General features: G+C 69.6%; 22 protein-coding genes, 1 tRNA gene and 1 other RNA gene. 15 read left to right on the top strand and 9 right to left on the bottom strand.

Translation table 11 applies throughout. The features are described from left to right. Positions 1–56 precede the first annotated feature (56 nt). From A5730_RS03395 to A5730_RS03375, 5 genes are all read left to right on the top strand, one after another. Positions 57–638, top strand: a complete 582-nt coding sequence (locus tag A5730_RS03395) for a hypothetical protein (RefSeq protein ID WP_082946699.1) — start codon at positions 57–59, stop codon at positions 636–638. 81 nt (positions 639–719) lie between these two features. Next, the gene (locus tag A5730_RS03390) at positions 720–1,142 is read left to right on the top strand and encodes a DUF3052 domain-containing protein (RefSeq protein ID WP_055404358.1); all 423 of its coding nucleotides are present in this window, start codon (positions 720–722) and stop codon (positions 1,140–1,142) included. Beyond that, complete coding sequence (locus A5730_RS03385; RefSeq protein WP_067895648.1) at positions 1,142–1,603, top strand: peroxiredoxin; 462 nt, start codon at positions 1,142–1,144, stop codon at positions 1,601–1,603. The genes A5730_RS03390 and A5730_RS03385 overlap by 1 nt, the downstream gene beginning before the upstream one ends. Positions 1,604–1,649: 46 nt before the next feature. Next, a tRNA-Val gene (locus A5730_RS03380) sits at positions 1,650–1,724 on the top strand. Between the two features lie 40 nt (positions 1,725–1,764). Further along, positions 1,765–2,886, top strand: a complete 1,122-nt coding sequence (locus tag A5730_RS03375; protein WP_067895960.1) for an epoxide hydrolase family protein — start codon at positions 1,765–1,767, stop codon at positions 2,884–2,886. Here A5730_RS03375 and A5730_RS03370 read toward each other — a convergent pair. Next, positions 2,883–3,713: an oxygenase MpaB family protein gene (locus tag A5730_RS03370; RefSeq protein WP_067895646.1), complete on the bottom strand. Its 831-nt coding sequence runs from the start codon at positions 3,711–3,713 to the stop codon at positions 2,883–2,885. The two genes, A5730_RS03375 and A5730_RS03370, sit on opposite strands and share 4 nt — an antisense overlap. Before the next feature lie 61 nt (positions 3,714–3,774). Between A5730_RS03370 and A5730_RS24590 the strand changes: the two genes are divergently transcribed. Together A5730_RS24590 and A5730_RS03365 are read left to right on the top strand one after the other, a co-directional pair. Next, positions 3,775–3,927 carry a hypothetical protein gene (locus A5730_RS24590; protein WP_156669581.1) on the top strand — a complete coding sequence of 51 codons (153 nt, stop codon included), beginning with the start codon at positions 3,775–3,777 and terminating at the stop codon, positions 3,925–3,927. A gap of 53 nt (positions 3,928–3,980) precedes the next feature. Continuing rightward, positions 3,981–4,985: a cobalamin biosynthesis protein gene (locus A5730_RS03365; RefSeq protein ID WP_082946698.1), complete on the top strand. Its 1,005-nt coding sequence runs from the start codon at positions 3,981–3,983 to the stop codon at positions 4,983–4,985. 43 nt (positions 4,986–5,028) lie between these two features. Here A5730_RS03365 and A5730_RS03360 read toward each other — a convergent pair whose 3' ends face one another. Genes A5730_RS03360 through A5730_RS03350 form a run of 3 tightly spaced genes read right to left on the bottom strand, consistent with a single transcriptional unit; the run spans position 5,029 to position 7,049 of the window. Further along, positions 5,029–5,853, bottom strand: a complete 825-nt coding sequence (locus A5730_RS03360; protein WP_067895643.1) for an SURF1 family protein — start codon at positions 5,851–5,853, stop codon at positions 5,029–5,031. Position 5,854: 1 nt separating this feature from the next. Then, positions 5,855–6,346 (bottom strand): low molecular weight protein-tyrosine-phosphatase, encoded by a 492-nt coding sequence (locus A5730_RS03355; RefSeq protein ID WP_067895641.1) that lies wholly within the window; start codon positions 6,344–6,346, stop codon positions 5,855–5,857. Then, positions 6,339–7,049, bottom strand: a complete 711-nt coding sequence (locus A5730_RS03350; RefSeq protein ID WP_197506129.1) for an HAD-IA family hydrolase — start codon at positions 7,047–7,049, stop codon at positions 6,339–6,341. The genes A5730_RS03355 and A5730_RS03350 overlap by 8 nt, the downstream gene beginning before the upstream one ends. Before the next feature lie 81 nt (positions 7,050–7,130). Here A5730_RS03350 and cobC point away from each other — a divergent pair, with 81 nt between their 5' ends. From cobC to A5730_RS03320, 6 genes are read left to right on the top strand one after another with little or no spacing between them, the layout of a single operon-like run. Continuing rightward, on the top strand, positions 7,131–8,159 hold the full coding sequence (cobC, locus tag A5730_RS03345) for an Rv2231c family pyridoxal phosphate-dependent protein CobC (RefSeq protein ID WP_067895633.1): 1,029 nt from the start codon (positions 7,131–7,133) through the stop codon (positions 8,157–8,159). Next, complete coding sequence (locus A5730_RS03340; protein WP_067895631.1) at positions 8,156–9,292, top strand: Nif3-like dinuclear metal center hexameric protein; 1,137 nt, start codon at positions 8,156–8,158, stop codon at positions 9,290–9,292. The genes cobC and A5730_RS03340 overlap by 4 nt, the downstream gene beginning before the upstream one ends. Next, a complete protein-coding gene (locus A5730_RS03335) occupies positions 9,289–10,026 on the top strand; it encodes a zinc ribbon domain-containing protein (protein WP_067895628.1) in 738 nt (245 codons plus the stop codon). Before A5730_RS03340 ends, A5730_RS03335 begins: the two co-directional genes overlap by 4 nt. Next, positions 10,023–11,132, top strand: a complete 1,110-nt coding sequence (locus A5730_RS03330; RefSeq protein ID WP_067895625.1) for a bifunctional RNase H/acid phosphatase — start codon at positions 10,023–10,025, stop codon at positions 11,130–11,132. The genes A5730_RS03335 and A5730_RS03330 overlap by 4 nt, the downstream gene beginning before the upstream one ends. Positions 11,133–11,142: 10 nt before the next feature. Continuing rightward, a complete protein-coding gene (locus A5730_RS03325) occupies positions 11,143–11,724 on the top strand; it encodes a TetR-like C-terminal domain-containing protein (RefSeq protein WP_067895622.1) in 582 nt (193 codons plus the stop codon). Positions 11,725–11,745: 21 nt separating this feature from the next. Further along, positions 11,746–11,946 carry a hypothetical protein gene (locus A5730_RS03320; RefSeq protein ID WP_067895619.1) on the top strand — a complete coding sequence of 67 codons (201 nt, stop codon included), beginning with the start codon at positions 11,746–11,748 and terminating at the stop codon, positions 11,944–11,946. 4 nt (positions 11,947–11,950) lie between these two features. On the opposite strand, the gene A5730_RS03315 is transcribed toward A5730_RS03320, so the two are convergent. The 3 genes from A5730_RS03315 to tpx all read right to left on the bottom strand — a co-directional run bounded on the left by A5730_RS03315 (position 11,951) and on the right by tpx (position 14,244). Beyond that, entirely contained in the window at positions 11,951–13,459 is a 1,509-nt protein-coding gene (locus A5730_RS03315) for a molybdopterin-dependent oxidoreductase (protein ID WP_369829852.1), read from the bottom strand. 72 nt (positions 13,460–13,531) lie between these two features. Beyond that, positions 13,532–13,726 (bottom strand): ferredoxin, encoded by a 195-nt coding sequence (locus A5730_RS03310; RefSeq protein WP_067895615.1) that lies wholly within the window; start codon positions 13,724–13,726, stop codon positions 13,532–13,534. Positions 13,727–13,746: 20 nt separating this feature from the next. Next, positions 13,747–14,244, bottom strand: a complete 498-nt coding sequence (gene tpx, locus A5730_RS03305) for a thiol peroxidase (RefSeq protein WP_067895612.1) — start codon at positions 14,242–14,244, stop codon at positions 13,747–13,749. A 126-nt stretch (positions 14,245–14,370) separates the two neighbouring features. Here tpx and A5730_RS03300 point away from each other — a divergent pair, with 126 nt between their 5' ends. Beyond that, positions 14,371–15,267: a hypothetical protein gene (locus tag A5730_RS03300; RefSeq protein WP_156745669.1), complete on the top strand. Its 897-nt coding sequence runs from the start codon at positions 14,371–14,373 to the stop codon at positions 15,265–15,267. 10 nt (positions 15,268–15,277) lie between these two features. On the opposite strand, the gene A5730_RS03295 is transcribed toward A5730_RS03300, so the two are convergent. Both A5730_RS03295 and A5730_RS03290 read right to left on the bottom strand, forming a co-directional pair. Further along, the gene (locus A5730_RS03295) at positions 15,278–16,447 is read right to left on the bottom strand and encodes a cytochrome P450 (RefSeq protein WP_067895607.1); all 1,170 of its coding nucleotides are present in this window, start codon (positions 16,445–16,447) and stop codon (positions 15,278–15,280) included. A 45-nt stretch (positions 16,448–16,492) separates the two neighbouring features. Beyond that, complete coding sequence (locus A5730_RS03290) at positions 16,493–17,203, bottom strand: 2OG-Fe(II) oxygenase (RefSeq protein WP_067895954.1); 711 nt, start codon at positions 17,201–17,203, stop codon at positions 16,493–16,495. Positions 17,204–17,291: 88 nt separating this feature from the next. Here A5730_RS03290 and rnpB point away from each other — a divergent pair. Then, positions 17,292–17,692, top strand: an RNA gene (gene rnpB, locus A5730_RS03285) — RNase P RNA component class A. Positions 17,693–17,695: the final 3 nt, after the last annotated feature.

Here is a 17,695-nt window from a genome sequence, read left to right as displayed (position 1 = left end):
ACACGAACTCGTGCGTAGCGGGACGATCGGCAAACCCACCCGGTAACGTCTGAGCTGTGCTCAGCGGATGGCGTGCCGCCCTTGCGGGGAGCTTCCCCAGGCGAGGCGCTCTGGCGCTCGGATGTATTGCGGTCACGCTGATGGGGATCGTCGGGTGTACCACCGTCACCAACGGCACGGCCACCCCCGACACCCAGGTGGCCCCGGCGTATCGGCAGTCGGTGTCCGCATCGGCGTCCGCGTCGTCGGCGACCTCGCGGGTGCGCGAGTCCCAGCGCCAACAATCGCTGACCACCCGGGCCGTGCGGACGTCGTGCGACAACCTGGCGACCACGAGCAAGGACGCGATCGACAAGGTCAACATCTTCGTCGGGGCGTTCAACGCGGGGCGCAACACCGGCCCGACGGAGGGGCCGGCGATCGACGCGCTGAACAGCAGCGCCGACACGGTCAGCAACAGCTTCAACGATGCGCTGTCCCAGCAGTTGAAGGACGCGTTCAACTCCTACATCGACGCGGCCCACGGGGTGGCCAACGCCATCGGCACCCACGCGGCGACGGGCGAATTCAATCGGCGGGTGGACCGGCTCAACGACGCCAAGACGAAGGCGCTGAAACTGTGCCTGGCGTCGTTCTAAAGGCGCGGGTGTCGAGCCGGTTGCGGCTGTGCGACGATAATCCCCATCGCACGAGGCGGCACGGTTTAAGGAGGCTCCACGGTGGTCGCGGCGGATCACGCCCCGAGCTACGCTCGCAAACTGGGCATCCAACGGGACCAAGTTGTCCAGGAATGGGGCTGGGACGAGGACACCGACGACGAAATCCGCGCTGACGTCGAGGAAGCGTGCGGCGGTGACCTGCTCGACGAGGACACCGACGAGGTGGTCGACGTGGTGCTGTTGTGGTGGCGAGACGGGGACGGCGACCTGGTGGACACCCTGATGGACGCGATCGGCCCGCTGGCCGAGGACGGCGTGATCTGGGTGCTGACGCCGAAGACCGGCAAGCCCGGCCACGTTCTGCCGGCCGAGATCGCCGAGGCGGCCCCCACCGCGGGCCTGATGCCGACGTCGTCGGTCAACCTGGGTGACTGGAGCGCCAGCCGGCTGGTGCAGCCGAAGTCGCGAACCGGGAAGCGTTGATGCTGCCCGTTGGCGCCTCCGCCCCGGACTTCACACTGCGCGACCAGAACCAACAGCGGGTCACCCTGAGCTCCTACCGCGGCGCCAAGAACGTGCTGCTGGTGTTCTTCCCACTGGCCTTCACCGGCATCTGCCAGGGCGAGCTGGACCAGTTGCGCGATCACCTGCCCGACTACGAGAACGACGACAGCGCGACGCTGGCCATCTCGGTGGGTCCGCCGCCCACGCACCGGATCTGGTCGCTGGAGAGCGGGTTCACCTTCCCGGTGTTGTCGGATTTCTGGCCGCACGGCGAGGTGAGCCAGGCCTACGGCGTGTTCAACGACGAGGCCGGCTACCCCAATCGCGGCACCTTCGTGATCGACAAGTCCGGCGTCATCCGGTTCGCCGAGATGAAACAGCCCGGCGAATCGCGCAACCAGCGGCTGTGGACCGAAGCGCTGGCGGCTTTGCGGGGCTGAAAGTTTTGGGTACTCGGGCGTTGTGCGTGTAGCCTGCCTCGGGCACGGGCGCGTAGCTCAGTGGTAGAGCTCTGGTTTTACACACCAGCGGTCGGCGGTTCGATACCGTCCGCGCCCACCATCGGCTTGCGGGCTACGCTCGCGCAGTGAACCCCCAACCCGTGGAGCCGTTTCGCATCGACGTCCCCGACGCCGTCCTGGAGGATCTGCGCTCGCGGCTGGCTCGCACGCGCTGGCCGGAAGCCGAATGCGTGGACGACTGGAGCCAGGGCATGCCGCTGGCCTACACCCGCGACCTGGCCGCCTACTGGGCCGACGCATACGACTGGCGGTCCCGGGAGGCCGCGCTAAATCGCTTCGACCAGTTCGTCACCGAAATCGACGGGCTGGCCATTCATTTCGTCCATCAGCGCTCGCCCCATGCCGACGCGTTCCCGCTGCTGATCACCCACGGCTGGCCCGGCTCGATCGTGGAGTTCCACAAGGTGATCGAGCCGCTGACCAACCCGCCGTCGGGCCGCGCCGAGGACGCCTTCCACGTGGTCTGCCCGTCGCTTCCCGGTTACGGATTCTCCGGCAAGCCGTCTCGCACGGGCTGGGGCGTGGAAAAGATCGCCGCGGCGTGGGAGACGCTGATGCTGCGGCTGGGCTACGACCGCTACGGCGCCCAGGGCGGCGACTGGGGCGCCGCGGTGACCACGCAGATCGGCCGAAACCGCGGCCACTGCGCGGGCATCCACCTCAACATGCCGATCGGGCGGCCCACCCCGGAGTCGCTGGCCAACCCGACCCCGGAGGAGCAACGCGCGCTGGCGTCGATGGCGGATCACCGCAAGTGGGGCACCGGCTATTCCAAGCAGCAGTCCACCCGGCCACAGACGCTGGGCTACGGGCTGGCCGATTCGCCGGTCGGGCAGCTGGCGTGGATCGTCGAGAAGTTCTGGGCGTGGGCCGACTGCGACGGCCACCCGGAGAACGTGTTCACCCGAGACGAGCTGCTCGACAACGTGATGCTCTATTGGGTGACCAACAGCGGCGCGTCCTCGGCCCGCCTGTACTGGGAGAGCTTCAGGGTGTTTGGGCAGCTGGACCGCGTCGAATTGCCCACGGGCGTAGCGGCTTTCCCGCACGAGCTGCTCAAGGCGCCCAGGAGCTGGTGCGAGCCGGTCTACAACATCACGCACTGGACGGACATGGAGCGCGGCGGGCACTTCGCGGCGTTCGAGCAACCGGAGCTGTTCGTCGACGACGTCCGCGCGTTCTTCGCGACGGTGCGCGGCTAGACGATACGCCAACCGCGTCGGGCGCGAAAACGCATGTCCCACAAGTAGATCTGATACCCGAGCAGCCAGATCCCGTGCGGTAGGAACAGGTCGGCCACCCGCAGCGCGGACAGCAGCCACCCGAACCGGCGCTGCTGGCCCCGCGACCAGTCCAGCCTCATCAATGCCCGAAACTCCGGGGCCAAGAACCCCGTCGTCGCAAACAGGTTGAACCGGCCGGCCAGTACGCGCAGCGGCCACGGCAGGAAGGCCAGGGACGCGACGCCGTGCAGATGCTCGCGCACGGGAGGGTCGATGCGCAGCTCGTCGAGCGAGCGCTTCCAGTACGCGCCGAACGCCGCCCGGTCCGCCGGCCACATGCCCTCGGGCACCTGCAGCGTGGTGCCGAGCCGGGCGGCGTCGAGATAGACGGCGTCGGCCGCGGCGTCATCGAGCGGGCCGTGCAGGAATTCATGCTGGTCGACGAAATAGCGGTAGAGGCACGCGGCCACCCACAGCTGCAACTTCGGGTCGAACGCGTTATAGGGCACCGGGCTTGCCGACGTCGAGCGGACCTGCCGGTGCACGGTGTCCACGGCACCGCGGATCAGCGCGCGGTCGGACTCCGTCCCGATGGCGGCGACCGCCAGGTAGGTGCCGGTGGTTCGGGCTCGTTTGAACGGGTGCTTGTAGACGTTGCCGCTGTCCACCGGGCTCTCCAGCACTCCGTACCCGACGCCGGGCAACGACAACTGCATGATCACGTTGGCGGCGGGCAACAACATGGCCGCGGGGTTCAGCAGGTCGGCGACCCGGACCGCGGGCCGCTTCGTCGCGGACGACGCCATGTCTTCGAGTGAACCATGTGCCGCGGGTTACAACCGGCCGAAAACGGGCACGTCTAGCGGAATGAGCACCCAATTCGGCGTCTCGGCCACCGGGCCGGCGCGGCACCGGGCGGCCGTTGCGACCGGCACGCTCGAACCATCCCTGCTGATCTGGTGGGTAATCGGCCTGCTGATCGCCGTGGTGATCTTCGCGGGCATCCTCGCCATGGCCTAGTGCGTTGGTTGCGCCCGCGTGGGCGGCCCGGCCGCGTGTGAGACGCTGCCGAGGTGGTTGCGACGCGGCTTGCCGGCGTGCTGGTGGGTTACCTCGCCGACGTGGCGCTGGGCGACCCGGCGCGCGGGCATCCGGTCGCGGCGTTCGGCCGGGCCGCGGCCGCCGTCGAGCGCGTGACCTACCGCGACACCCGGGCCGCCGGGGCGTTACACGTCGGCGTGCTGGTCGGGGGCGTGGCCGTGCTCGGGGCCGCGCTGCAACGAGCCGCCGACCGCCGCGGCCGGCCCTGGTCGGTCGCGGCCGTCGCGGCGGCCACCTGGGTGTCGGTGGGCGGAACATCGTTGGCGCGCACCGGCCTGGCGATGGCGGACCTGCTGGAACGCGGCGACATCGAGGCCGCGCGCCGGCTGCTGCCGTCGCTGTGCGGGCGCGACCCGGCCTGGCTGGACGGCGCCGGGCTGACGCGGGCGTCGCTGGAATCGGTCGCGGAGAACACGTCCGACGCGCAGGTGGCGCCGCTGCTGTGTGCGGCCGCGGGTGGTGTGTCCGCGGTGCTGGCGTACCGCGGCATCAACACGCTGGACTCGATGATCGGCTACCGCTCGGCGCGCTACGCCCGATTCGGCTGGGCCGCAGCGAGATTGGACGATGCCGCCAACTATGTGGGCGCGCGGGCGACCGCGGCGCTGGTGGTGTTGTGCGCGCCGTTCGTGAGCGGGTCACCCTCGGGCGCGTTGCGGGCGTGGCGCCGCGATGCCGCCCGCCACCCCAGCCCCAACGCTGGCGTCGTCGAGGCGGCCTTCGCCGGGGCGCTCGGCGTGCGGCTGGGCGGGCCCACGCAGTACCACCACGAGCTGCAGATCCGGCCCACGCTGGGCGATGGCCACGAGCCGACGGTGGCCGACCTGCGCCGGGCGGTGGCGCTGTCGCGCACGGTGCAGGCGGGTGCCGCGCTGTTCATCGGGCTGTGCGGGGCATCGAGAGCGCTTGGCAAGGCGGCGAGTGTGCATCGGCGGCATCGGAAGTGCATGCAGGGCGGGAAAATCACGAGTTTCTAGCCCTCAGTGCACACTGAAGGCCCTCAGCGCACGATGAAGCTCGCTAGCGCCGGCGGCCGTAGCGGTCGGCGAGCTTCGCCTCCACCGTCTTTGGTGCCGCTGACGGCGCCGCCTCGGGTCGCTGTTGCCTTTCCCGGCGCCGGACGCGAATCTCGGAATACACGAAGTAGCCCAATCCGAGCGGGGCCACGATGCCGAACGAAATCCACTGAATGCCGTAGGACAGGAACGGGCCCGCGTCCAGATGCGGCACGTCGATCACGCCGAGCCCGCCGGGCTGGTTTTCGGTCAGCTGAAGATAGGACCCGGCCAGCGGCACCTTGGTCAGCGCCGCGACCTGCCCGGTGTTGATCGAATACACCTGCGGCACACCGTCTTGCGAAAAGGGATCCTTCCCGGCGGCGACGGGCTCGGAATCGCGCAGCCGGGCGGTGATAGTGACCGGATCCCGCGGCGGCGGTGGGATGGGCGGGACCTGGGCCCCCTGCTCGGGCCGCACGTAACCGCGGTCGACGAGGACGGTGGGTCCGTCGTCGACGACGAACGGGGCCAGCACCTCGAACGCGGGCTTGCCCTCGATCACCCGCAGCCGGGCCAGCACCTGGACGTCGGGCAGGTAGCGCCCGGTGGCCGTCACCCGGCGCCACTGCGCGTCCGGCGCGGACGAATCCTGTTGCGGCAGCAGCGTTTTGATGGGGACGGGCGCGGTGTTGAGGGAATGCTCGATCTGGCGGTTCTCCCGCGACGTCCGGTTGTGCTTACCCAGCTGCCACGGCGCCAGCACCGTGAAGCACAGGTAGGTGAAGGCGATGACCACCAGCGCCAGGGCTATCCAGCCGGGCCGCAGCAGGAACGCCAGCCGACGCATATCAGCCGGATCCGTTCCGGCCGAGTCGATCGTCGACCCACGCGTGCAGGCCGGGCAGCGACGCCTCGATGACGGTGAAGACGTCCTCGAAGTCTTGGGCATCGCCGTAGTACGGGTCGTCGACGTCGAGGGCGTGCGCGCCCGACCGCGGGTCGAACGAGCGCAGCATCCGCACCCGCTCCTCTTCGACGCCCAGCGCGCGCAGCATCCGAAGGTGGTTGCGGCCCAAGGCAACCACCAGGTCGGCGCCCAGATGGTCGGCGTCGACCTGCGCGGCGCGGTGGTCGGTGGAGTAGCCGTGGGCGCGCAGCACGTCGGTCGCCCGGTGGTCGGCGCATTCGCCGACGTGCCAGTTGCCGGTGCCCGCGCTGGTCACCCGGACCGCATCGGCCAGGCCGCGGCGCCGCAGCTGGTCGGCGAACATCTTCTCGGCCATCACCGACCGGCAGATGTTTCCGGTGCAGACGAACGTCACGTGCAGCGGCTCAGACACCCAGCACCGCCCGCAGCTCGTCGATGGTGGCGGCGTGCGTCACCGCCGTGGCGCCGGCGACGGCCGCGCCGTCGGGGAAGTCGGCTTGGCCGTAACCCCAGCCGACCACCACCGTGTCGATGCCGTGCGCGGCCGCACCGTGCACGTCGTGGCTGCGGTCGCCGACCATCAGCACCCTTTCCGGCAGGGGCTGCAGCTGCTCGAGCGCGTGCGCGAGCACGTCGACCTTGGTCTTGCGCGAGCCGTCGGGGCTGGCCCCGGCGATCACCTCGAAATGCTGATCGAGCCCGAAGTGGGCGAGGATGCGCCGCGCCGTCGGTTCCAGCTTCGAGGTGGCCACGGCGAGCCGAACGCCGGCGGCGCGCAGGTCGGCCAGCAGCGGCTCGATGCCGTCGAACAGGGTGTTCATCGCCCAGCCGCGGCTGCCGTATTCGGCGCGGAACGCCGCGATCGCCTGCTCGGCGCCTTCGCCCAGCATGGCGCGGAAGGTGTCGTCCATCGGCGGGCCCACAATCTGGGCCACCAGGTCGCCGTCGGGCACCGGGACGCCGACATGCTCGAGCGCGTGCAGGAAACTGGCCACAATGCCCTCGGCGGAGTCGGTGAGCGTGCCGTCGAGGTCGAAGATCACCAGCTGCGCCGCAGCCGGCGACGTTGCTTGGTAGCGGGAAGCCGGGCGATCCGCCGACGCTGTGCCTGTCACCTCACCATTGTCCTCGATGGTCCTCGGCGGGTGTGACGGTGTCGGTGCCACGGGGTCGAGCGGCCCACTAGTGTTTCTCGGGTGGCGAGTCTGAACATGAGCCCGCCTGCGGCGCGCTATCACGGTGACCAGGCGGTCGCACCGGGGATGCTGGATTTCGCCGTCAACGTCCGACACACCCACCCACCCGAGTGGCTGGTGCGCCGGCTGGCCGCGCGACTGCCCGATCTGGCTTCCTACCCGAGCGCCCGCGACGTGCGTTCGGCGCAGCACGCGATCGCCGAGCGGCACGGCCGGGCCCGCGACGAGGTGCTGCCGCTGGCGGGGGCGGCCGAGGGGTTCGCCTTGCTGAGCAACCTGCGCCCGACCCGGGCGGCGATCGTCGCGCCGTCGTTCACCGAGCCGGCCGACGCGCTCACCGCCGCCGGGGTGCCCGTGCACCACGTCGTGCTCGAGCCGCCCTTCGCCCTGGACGGGGTGAGCATTCCCGACGACGCCGACCTGGTCGTCGTGGGCAATCCCACCAACCCCACCTCGGTGGTGCACACCCGCGAGCAGCTGCTCGCGCTGCGCCGGCCCGGCCGCATCCTGGTGGTCGACGAGGCGTTCGCCGACTCGATCCCCGGCGAGCCCGAGTCGCTGGCCGCTGAGTCGCTGCCCGACGTGCTGGTGCTGCGCAGCCTGACCAAGACGTGGGCGCTGGCCGGGCTGCGGGTGGGCTACGCCCTCGGGGCACCGGAGGTGTTGGCCCGGTTGACCGCCCGGCGCGCGCACTGGCCGGTGGGCACGCTGCAGCTGACGGCCATCGCGGCGTGTTGCGGCCGGCAGTCCGTCGCCGAAGCAGCGGCCGGTGCCGCGCGGCTGGCGGAGGTGCGCGCCGAGATGGTCGCCGGCCTGACGTCGGTGGGCGCCGAGGTCGTCGACGGCCGGGCCCCGTTCGTGCTGTTCCGCTTGCCCGGGGCCGACAAGGTCCGAAAGAGCCTGCGGGACAGGGGGATCGCCATTCGCCGCTGCGATACGTTCGTCGGTCTCGACGAGCGCTACCTGCGGGCCGCGGTGCGCCGGGAGTGGCCGCTGCTGGTTCGGGCGATCTCGGAGGTGCGGCGATGAGCGTACGGCTGGCCGACGTCATCGACGCGCTGGACGAGGCCTACCCACCGCGGCTCGCCGAGCCGTGGGACTCGGTGGGCCTGGTGTGCGGCGACCCCGACGATGCGATCGAGTCGGTGACCGTTGCGGTCGACGCGACGCCCGCGGTCGTCGACGAAGTTCGGCAGGGCGGCCTGCTGCTGGCCCATCACCCATTGCTGCTGCGCGGGGTGGACACGGTGGCGGCCAGCACGCCCAAGGGCGCGCTGGTGCACCGCCTGATCCGAACGGGCCGTTCGCTGTTCACCGCGCACACCAACGCCGACTCGGCTTCGCCCGGCGTGTCCGCCGCGCTGGCCCACGCCCTCGGCCTCACCGTTGAAGCGGCCCTCGAGCCGCGAACGGCCGCGCCCGACCTGGACAAGTGGGTCGTCTACGTGCCGCGCGAAAACTCCGAAGCCGTGCAGGCGGCCATGTTCGAGGCCGGCGCCGGGCACATCGGCGACTACTCGCAGTGCAGCTGGAGCATCACCGGCATCGGTCAGTTCCTTCCGCACGAGGGGGCGTCGCCCGCGGTCGGCAGCGTCGGGACCGTCGAGCGAGTGACCGAGGACCGGTTCGAGGTCGTCGCGCCGGCGCGGATCCGGGCGGCCGTGCTGACCGCGATGCGCGCCGCCCACCCCTACGAGGAGCCCGCGTTCGACGTGTTCGCGTTGCTACCCCTGCCCGGTGACGCCGGGCTGGGCCGCATCGGCACCCTGGCGCGCCCGGAACCGCTGCGCGACTTCGTGTCCCGCGTGGACGCCGCGCTGCCGCGAACGGCGTGGGGCGTGCGCGCGGCCGGCGACCCCGACGCGCCGGTGTCGCGGGTCGCCGTCTGCGGCGGGGCCGGGGACTCGCTGCTGGCGACCGACGCCGGCGCGGGCGTGCAGGCCTACGTGACGGCCGACCTGCGGCACCATCCAGCCGACGAGCATCGCCGGGGCTCCGGTGTCGCGCTGGTCGACGTGGCGCACTGGGCGAGTGAATTCCCTTGGTGCGAGCAGGCCGCCGAACTGCTGCGGTCCCGTTTCGGTGCGGCGCTGACGGTGCGGGTGTGCGGCATCCGCACCGACCCGTGGAACATGGGGCAGATGGAAGGTGACCAGCGATGAAGGCCGAAGTCGCTCAGCAGCGTTCGCTGCTCGAGCTGTCCAAGCTGGATGCGGAGCTGTCCCGCATCACGCACCGGGCCACCCATCTGGCGGAGCAGCAGGCCTGCGAGCGCCTGCAGGAGGAACTCACCGCCGCCGGCGACCGCGTGGGCGCCATCCGAATCGCGTTGGAGGACATCGACACTCAGGTGTCGCGGTTCGAGTCCGAAATCGAGGCGGTGCGGCAGCGCGAAGACCGCGACCGCTCCTTACTGCAGTCCGGGGCGACCGACGCCAAGCAGTTGTCGGACCTCCAGCACGAGCTGGAGACGCTGACGCGCCGTCAGGCCAGCCTGGAAGATTCGCTGCTGGACGTGCTGGAGCGCCGCGAGGAGCTGCAGACCCAACTGGACGACGCGCAGGGCAGGGTCGAGGCGCTGGACGCCGAATTGGCCGGCGCCCGGCAGGCTCTCGACGCCGCGCTCGCCGAAATCAGCGAGGCCCGCCAGGCACATTCGTCACGCCGCGAGACCCTGAGCGCCGCGCTGGATCCCGCCCTGTCCGCACTCTACGAACGGCAGCGAGCCGGGGGAGGGCCGGGCGCCGGGCCGCTGCTGGGGCGCCGCTGTGGTGCCTGCCGCCTGGAGATCGACCGCGGCGAGATGTCCCGCATCTCCGCGGCCGCCGAGGACGACGTGGTGCGCTGCCCGGAGTGTGGCGCGATCCTGTTGCGGGTCAACGGGAGCGACCAGTGAAGGTCGTGATCGAGGCCGACGGCGGGTCGCGCGGAAACCCTGGCCCCGCCGGGTACGGCGCCGTGGTGTGGACCGAGGACCGCTCTACGGCGCTGGCGGAGAACAAGCAGGCGATCGGCCGGGCCACCAACAACGTGGCCGAATATCGGGGGCTGCTGGCCGGTTTGGACGACGCCCTGCAACTCGGCGCCACCGAAGCCGCGGTCTTCCTGGATTCCAAGCTGTTGGTGGAGCAGATGTCGGGGCGGTGGAAGGTCAAGCACCCCGACCTGATCGAACTGCACGGCAAGGCCAAAGCGCTGGCGTCGCGGTTCGACCGGATCAGCTACACGTGGATTCCGCGCGAGCGCAACTCGTATGCCGACCGGTTGGCGAACGAGGCGATGGACGCGGCCGCCGAAAGCGACCTGGCCAATGAACCCGCCGAGCGCGCGAAACCCGCTGCGGTGCAATCCCCGCAGGCGCCCGGCTGGACCGGCGCCCGGGGCACGCCGACCAGGCTGCTGCTGCTGCGGCACGGCCAGACCGAGCTGTCGGCCCAGCGCCGCTACTCGGGCCGCGGCAATCCGGCCCTCACCGAAGTGGGCCGGAGTCAGGCCGATGCCGCGGCGCGTTATCTCGCGCAGCGCGGCGGCATTTCGGCGGTATTCTCCTCGCCGCTGCAGCGGGCCTACGACACGGCGGCCCGGGCCGCCAAGGCGCTCGGCCTGGACGTGACCGTCGACGACGACTTGATCGAAACCGATTTCGGCGCCTGGGAGGGCCTGACCTTCGTGGAGGCCGCCGAGCGCGACCCGGAGCTGCACGGCCGCTGGCTGCGTGATACCGGCACCACCCCACCGGGCGGGGAGAGCTTTGACGCCGTGCTCGATCGGGTCGTGCGGGCCCGGGAACGGATCATCGCCGCGCATCAGGGCAGCACGGTGCTGGTGGTGTCGCACGTGACGCCGATCAAAATGCTGCTGCGGCTCGCGCTGGAGGCCGGGCCGGGCATCCTGTACCGGTTGCACCTGGACCTGGCGTCCCTGAGCATCGCCGAGTTCTATTCCGACGGTGCGTCTTCCGTGCGCCTGGTGAACCAGACCGGATACCTCCAGGCCGTGTAAGGAGACGTCGATGGAGCCGTCTGATCTGACCCGTGAAGCCGTTCCCGCGGACGTCCGGGCGAGGGTGATGCCGGCGGTACTCGACGAATTGTCCCGCTGGGGTGTCGAGCGGTTCAGCATCGAAGCCCTTGCCGAACGGCATCGCCTCGACGCGGCGATGGTGTACCGGTACTGGGGGGATCGGCGCCGGCTCATCGTCGACGCGGTGCTGTCCGATATCGACACGGTGAACGCGGGAACCGACACCGGGTCATTGCGCGGCGACCTACAGGCGTTGGCCCGCAACGTGACCAATCGAATCAACACCGAGGTGGGCCGGACGCTGCTGCGCTCGCTGGTGATGGACCGCCGCAGCGGGCACGACGAAGCCACCCGGCTGCGGTTCTGGTGGGCGCATTTCACCGTCGTGCGCGCGGTCGTGGACCGGGCCAGGGAGCGGGGCGAATTGCGCGAGGGCGTCAACACCCTGGCCGCGGTTCAGATCGTGCTGTCGCCGCTCAACATTCGCGCCCTGTACTCCGACGTCCCCGTCGACGACGAATACTGCGAGGCCGTCGCCGACATGGCGTATCACGCCCTCGCCCGCAAGTGAGGGCGCGCGTAGCATCCCGGTATGAGAAGGACCTTCGTCGCCACCCTCGCCTTCGGGTTGATCCTCGCGTTGTTCGGTTCGATCTGGGCGCTCCAGGGATTCGGGGTGCTCGGTGGTAGCCCGATGAGCAACACCACCACCTGGTCGGTCATCGGGCCCATCACGGCGGTGATCGGCATCGTGATCGCGGTGGTCAGCTGGCGCAAGCTCTCGTCGAGATAGCGCGTCATGCCCCCGCGACGGTGAAGTCCACCGTGTGCCAGCCGGTGGCGCCGTCCGGGACGGGAGGGACGCGATCCGCGGTCTGGGTGGCCCCGGTGTTGTCGGTGGCGCGCACCGTGATGGTATGCCTCCCAGGGCTTTTCGCCTCCCAGGGGAACGTCCACAGCCGCCAGGTCTCGTTGGAATAGCTCGCGCCCTGCACGGCGGGCTGCCACCCGCCGCCGTCGATGCGGACCTCCACGGACCGCACGCCGCGATTCTGCGCCCACGCGACACCGCCAAACACGACCGGACCCATCGGTACCCGCTGACCACCTTTTGGCACGTCGATCCTCGACTGGGTCTTGACGGGCGCACGTGGCGCCCAGCCCTGCCGCGTCCAGTACGCCTCCGCCCTGACGAAGCGGGTCAGCTCCAGGTCGACCACCCACTTGGTGGCCGACACGTACCCGTAGAGCCCCGGCACGACCAGCCGGGCCGGATAGCCGTGCTCGATCGGCAGGGGCTGGCCATTGAGGGTGACCGCCAACAGCGCGTCGCGGCCGTCGGTGAGCGCATCCACCGGCGTGCCGGCGGTGAATCCGTCGATAGACGTCGAGAGCACCATGTCGGCGTCCGGGTGCACCCCGGCCGCCGCCAGCAGGTCGGCGACCCGGTAACCCGTCCAGACGCCCGTCGAGATGAGTTTGCCGCCAACGGGATTCGATACGCAGGTCAGCGTCGCCACCTTTTCGACCACGTCGAAGCCGGCGAGATCGGCGAAGCTGTACGTGGCCTCGCGGTTCACCATGCCGTGGATGCGCAGCCGCCAGTCGCGGTGGCTGAGTTGGGGAACCACGAGCGTGGTGTCCACCCGGTAGAAGTCGGCGTTGGGAGTGATGAAGCTGGGCAGCTCAACACCTTTCGGCTGCACGTCGGCCGGTATGGGTGGCGCCGCCGCGTGCGGGCGGGGAAGCGCGAAGCTGTTGCGGTCCGCGGCCACCGAATGCACCAACCGCGTGATCACCGCACCGGCCACGCCGCTCACCACCCCGAACCCCAGCACCGAAAGCACGACCAACCTGCGCCTGCCGGCGTCCGGCTCGTCGGCATCGGGATCATCGGGGCCGGACCCGAACCGGCGGGTGAGCAAGCGAAGGGCCGCCACGCCGCAGACCGCGCCCGCGACGGTGGGGATCGTGTCGAGCGCTGTCGCGCCCGGCCGCGACAGCGCGGCGGCGCACCCGAGCGCGCCCGCCGCCGCGATCGCGGCGCTGCCGAACGGCCGGCGCGCGGTCTCCAGCGTTCCGCCGATCGCGGCGATCGCCGCGATCACCACGAGCACGGCGACGGCGAGGAAGAGCTTGTCCAGGGTGCCCAGCGTTTGAATCGCCCACTCTTTGACCGGCCCCGGTGTCAGGTCGACGACGGCCGAGCCGATCGCGGCCCGCGCGTCGGCCCGCGCCCCGAACGGGATGCCCACCAGTTGGGCCACCCCGAGCGCAACGGACGCCGCCGCGACCCCGGCGATCATCCGCCCGTTCGATGTCGACGGCGTGGTTGTCATGCCCATATCCTCGCGCAGCGGCCCGGGTCCAGGCCCGCGTCAGCGAACCAGGGTGATGGCGCCCTCGGGGCAATTCTGCTCGGCGGTGACGGCCTGCGCCTCGAGGTCACCGGAGACGTCGGGGACGAGCACGACCGAGTGGCCCACCTCGTCGGCGTCGAACACATCGGGGGCCAGCGTGTAGCAGCGCCCGTGGCCGGTGCACCGGTCGGCGTCGACGAGGATGCGGGTCATCAGCGGTGCTCCTCCTGCACTCAGCCCACCAGCATGGCCAGCGCGCTGTCGTAGTTGGGCTCATCGTCGAGTTCTGGCACCAATTCGGTGTACGCGACGTTGCCGTCGGCGTCGATCACCACGACGGCGCGGGCAAGGAGCCCCGCCATCGGGCCGTCGGTGATCGTGACGCCGTAGTCCTCGCCGAAGCTGTCCCGGAAGGCCGACGCCGTCCTGACGTTGTCGATGCCCTCGGCGCTGCAGAATCGTTGAAACGCGAACGGCAGGTCCTTTGACACGCACACCACGGACACGCCGGTTCCCGCGGCGCGCTCGTTGAAGGTCCGCACGGTCGTCGCGCAAACCGCGATATCGACGGACGGAAAAATGTTCAGCACCAAGGGCTTGCCGAGAAACTGCTCGGTACTGATCACCCACAAGTCGGAGCCGATCAAGTTGAAGGCCGGGGCTTTGGATCCGATGGCAGGCAGCTCGCCGACGGTGTTTATCGGTTTTCCACTCAAGGTTATCTGTGCCATGCGCATAGTGTGCCAGGCCCGCCCGAGTCAGGTCCCGATGTCGCCGAATTAACCGGCACCGGCGGCCGAAAAAGGAAGCAGACAAATTTCGAGCCCGGGGCGGCCTAATTGGGCGATAATCGCCGCATGCGCGATGGAATCAAACGCCGCTGGCGACGAGCGACTCAGCTCACGTATCTCAGCCCATTCGAACGCACACTCAACCGATCGCTCTGGGCGCTGGCATGCATCGCCCTGGCCTATTGCCTTGCCCAGCATGTGTTCCTCGCCAACACTCCGGAGGTCTTCGAAGGGGGTGAGCGACTCGGCGCCGTCGGTTTCCACCTCGCCAACGGCTACGTGGAGGCATTCATCTTCTACCTGCTGGTAGTCCGGCTGCCGTTGCGGCGCGATCGCCAAAACATTTACAAGAACCTGGAGCCGCTGATCGCTCGTGTCGTTGGCGAGGCGACCAATCTCATGGGCACCTTGCACCAAGCGGCCGGCTTCGACAGTCATCGAGAGAATTCGTTGGCGAACGTTCAGGAGACGTGCAGCAAGATCGGACCGCAAACACCCACCAACATGCTGATTGCGTCGGCCAGCCCCGCGGCGCACACCCCGGTGTTGGATGCGATTCACTTCCACATGGACCGCGCCCGCCAAGTAAATCGGGAGATTCTCGACCTGTCGTCGTTCGTCGCCTCGGAAGTGATCTGCCTGGTGAACGACATCGAAAGCCAGGGCTATTTCCGGGCGTTCGAGTTCGTCTACCCATTGTTCAAGGCCGACCAGCTCGGTAAGTCCGACCTGTCGATTCTCAGCCGACACATTTTCGACTATTTGTTGATTGTGGACCGGCTCGACGCGTACCGCCGCGACTTCCTGCCGGAGCCGGAACCGCGACCCGAGTACCTCATTTCGGGCTCGATGCGCGATAGCGACGAAGTTCCGCTGCGGCACTTCTCGACTTCCGGGCGGGGAAACGGACTGCCCACGACGCCGGGTCAGGAGCACCGAGCCTCGCGGGCCGTCAAGGTCTGAGCCGCACGACCTAAGGCACCGGGAAGATCAGCGGCAGCGACTCCACCGAACGCAGCGCGGCGGTGTAGCTCAGCTGGGTGCCGGGCTTGATCTCGTAATCCGGTATGCGCCGGTGGAATTCGCGCAACGCCACCCGCAGCTCCATGCGGGCCAGATGCGAGCCGAGGCACCGGTGCGGGCCGCCGCCGAACGCGCGGTGCCGGTTCGGGTTGCGGGTGAAGTCGACCAGCTCCGGATCGGCGAACTCGGCCGGGTCGGTGTTGGCCGCGCCCAGCAACGGGCTGACCCGCTCGCCCTTGCTGATGGGGCACCCGCCCACCTCGACGTCCTGCATGGCTACCCGCGCCACGCCGGGAACCGGTGTCTCCCAACGCAACAACTCCTCGATTGCACTGGGCAGCACGTCCGGTTGCTCGACCAGCTGGTGACGGTGCTCGGGATGGCGCGCCAGGTACACGAAGAAGCAGTCGAGCGAGTCGGTCACCGTGTCCAGGCCGGCGATCAGGAACAGGAAGCAGATGTCGAGAAGCTCCTCCCGCGACAGCGGTTGCCCGGCGATGTCGGCGGCGATCATGGCCGACAGCACGTCGTCGCGGGGGCTGGCGATGTGGTCGTCGATCGCGCGGTCGAAGTAGTCGTAGATCTGTTGCGCCACCCCGGCGGAGCTCTCGTGGCGGCGGTCGAAGCCCGAGTCGCCTTCCGGGCGGATGACGCCGTCCTTCCATTCCAGGAACTTGTCGAGGTCTTCCAGCGGCAACCCGAGCAGCTGCAGGAAGACGGTGCACGGCAGCGGCACCGCGAACTCGGCATGGAAGTCGCATTCGCCCCGGCCCGCGAAGCGGTCGATCATCTCGTTCACCAACTCGGTGACGCGCGGCTCGCGCCGCGCCATCTCCCGCGGCGTGAACAACGGGTCGAGGATGCGGCGGTATTTGGCGTGCTCCGGCGGGTCGATTTGTAGCGGGATCAGCGGCCGCACGTTGCCGAGATCGACGGCGTCCATGTTCGACGAGAACAGCTCGGTGTGCTTGAGCGCCATCTCGATGTCGGCCAGGCGGCTGAGCACGACCGCCTGCGGCGACCGGAACACCGGGCTCGATTCGCGCAACGCCTTGTACATCGGCTGTGGCTCCGCGAGACCCGTGACCGTCTGGTCGACGAACCCTTCGGTTTCTGTCATCTGGTCAGACTGGCACCAACGTTCCCGTTGGGCAATGGTCCAGCCTCAGGCCGCGTCGTGGAAGATCAGGCCCATCGCGTAGCGCTCGCCCGAGCGCACGACCGACACACCGTGGCGCACCGGCGCCGCGGACCAGCCGCGGCTCGAGGGCACCGGCCGCTCCCGTGTGGTGAACACGAAGCCATGCCCCTGGGGCAATTGCGTTGCCATGCCGCGGGATTGCGCGCGTAGCCGCTGTTCGACGAGCAGGAATTCGCCGCCGGTGTAGTCGATTTCGGGTTCGCTCAAGTTGATCACCACCTGTAGCGGAAAGACCAAGTCGCCGTACAGGTCTCGATGCAGGGCGTTCCAGTCGCCGGGGCCGTACCTGAGCATGAGCGCGGTGGACCTGCGCTGGCCGGCCGCGTGGCACGTCGCCAGCCAATCGTCGAGGCTATCCGGCCAGGGCGGGTCGCGGCGCAGCTTGCCCCACCAGTCGCGGGCAATCGGCAACAGCCGGGGATACAGCGCTTGCTTGAGTTCCTCGATCGGGTCGGGGTAGGGCGCGTGGAAGTAGCGATAGTGCCCCGCGCCGTACCGCTTGGGCGCCATGTCGATGGTCGAGCGGAACAGGGTGTCGTCGCCATAAAGGCCGCGCAGCCGGGCCGCCTCACCCTTGGTGATCAGCCGCGGCAGCAGCGCCCCGCCGTATTCGTCGAGCGCGCCGGTCACGGCGTCCCAGTCGGCGGAGTCGACGCGCTTCTTGCACCCGGACATGAGGTCCACGATAGGGCCGCGCCGAGCCCGCCGGGGTGATCGTTGCTGGCCCCGGCATCGCGCAAGTAGTACCGTGGATCGTCGCGGACGAGTTGGCCGGGCGGCCGCGGACCGCCGCAAGGCGGTTCGAGGAAAGTCCGGACTTCACAGAGCAGGGTGATTGCTAACGGCAATCCGAGGTGACTCGCGGGACAGTGCCACAGAAAACAGACCGCCACCCTCGCGGTGGTAAGGGTGAAACGGTGCGGTAAGAGCGCACCAGCATCCCGGGTGACCGGGGTGGCTAGGCAAACCCCACCCGAAGCAAGGCCAAGAAGGCCGCACCGAAAGGTGCGGCCGCGCAGGCGCTCGAGGGTTGCTCGCCCGAGCCTGCGGGTAGGCCGCTCGAGGCACCCGGCGACGGTGTGTCCAGATGGATGGTCGCCACCGCGCGTCTCCGGTTGCCGGAGGCGCGCGGGACAGAATCCGGCTTACAGGCCAACTCGTCCGCCC

This window comes from Mycobacterium sp. ACS4054 (assembly GCF_001667275.1).
Classification (GTDB): domain Bacteria; phylum Actinomycetota; class Actinomycetes; order Mycobacteriales; family Mycobacteriaceae; genus Mycobacterium.
Note: the sequence above shows the minus strand (reverse complement) of the source record. Positions and strands in the feature narration are given on the sequence as shown.

Coding starts and splice junctions, on each gene's coding strand:
- A5730_RS03385 (WP_067895648.1), top strand. CDS start 1,142: ATGCTGCCCGTTGGCGCCTCCGCCCCGGACTTCACACTGCGCGACCAG.
- A5730_RS03370 (WP_067895646.1), bottom strand. CDS start 3,713: ATGGCGTCGTCCGCGACGAAGCGGCCCGCGGTCCGGGTCGCCGACCTG.
- A5730_RS24590 (WP_156669581.1), top strand. CDS start 3,775: ATGAGCACCCAATTCGGCGTCTCGGCCACCGGGCCGGCGCGGCACCGG.
- A5730_RS03360 (WP_067895643.1), bottom strand. CDS start 5,853: ATGCGTCGGCTGGCGTTCCTGCTGCGGCCCGGCTGGATAGCCCTGGCG.
- A5730_RS03340 (WP_067895631.1), top strand. CDS start 8,156: ATGAGCGTACGGCTGGCCGACGTCATCGACGCGCTGGACGAGGCCTAC.
- A5730_RS03335 (WP_067895628.1), top strand. CDS start 9,289: ATGAAGGCCGAAGTCGCTCAGCAGCGTTCGCTGCTCGAGCTGTCCAAG.
- A5730_RS03325 (WP_067895622.1), top strand. CDS start 11,143: ATGGAGCCGTCTGATCTGACCCGTGAAGCCGTTCCCGCGGACGTCCGG.
- A5730_RS03320 (WP_067895619.1), top strand. CDS start 11,746: ATGAGAAGGACCTTCGTCGCCACCCTCGCCTTCGGGTTGATCCTCGCG.
- A5730_RS03315 (WP_369829852.1), bottom strand. CDS start 13,459: ATGATCGCCGGGGTCGCGGCGGCGTCCGTTGCGCTCGGGGTGGCCCAA.
- A5730_RS03310 (WP_067895615.1), bottom strand. CDS start 13,726: ATGACCCGCATCCTCGTCGACGCCGACCGGTGCACCGGCCACGGGCGC.
- tpx (WP_067895612.1), bottom strand. CDS start 14,244: ATGGCACAGATAACCTTGAGTGGAAAACCGATAAACACCGTCGGCGAG.
- A5730_RS03300 (WP_156745669.1), top strand. CDS start 14,371: ATGCGCGATGGAATCAAACGCCGCTGGCGACGAGCGACTCAGCTCACG.
- A5730_RS03295 (WP_067895607.1), bottom strand. CDS start 16,447: ATGACAGAAACCGAAGGGTTCGTCGACCAGACGGTCACGGGTCTCGCG.
- A5730_RS03290 (WP_067895954.1), bottom strand. CDS start 17,203: ATGTCCGGGTGCAAGAAGCGCGTCGACTCCGCCGACTGGGACGCCGTG.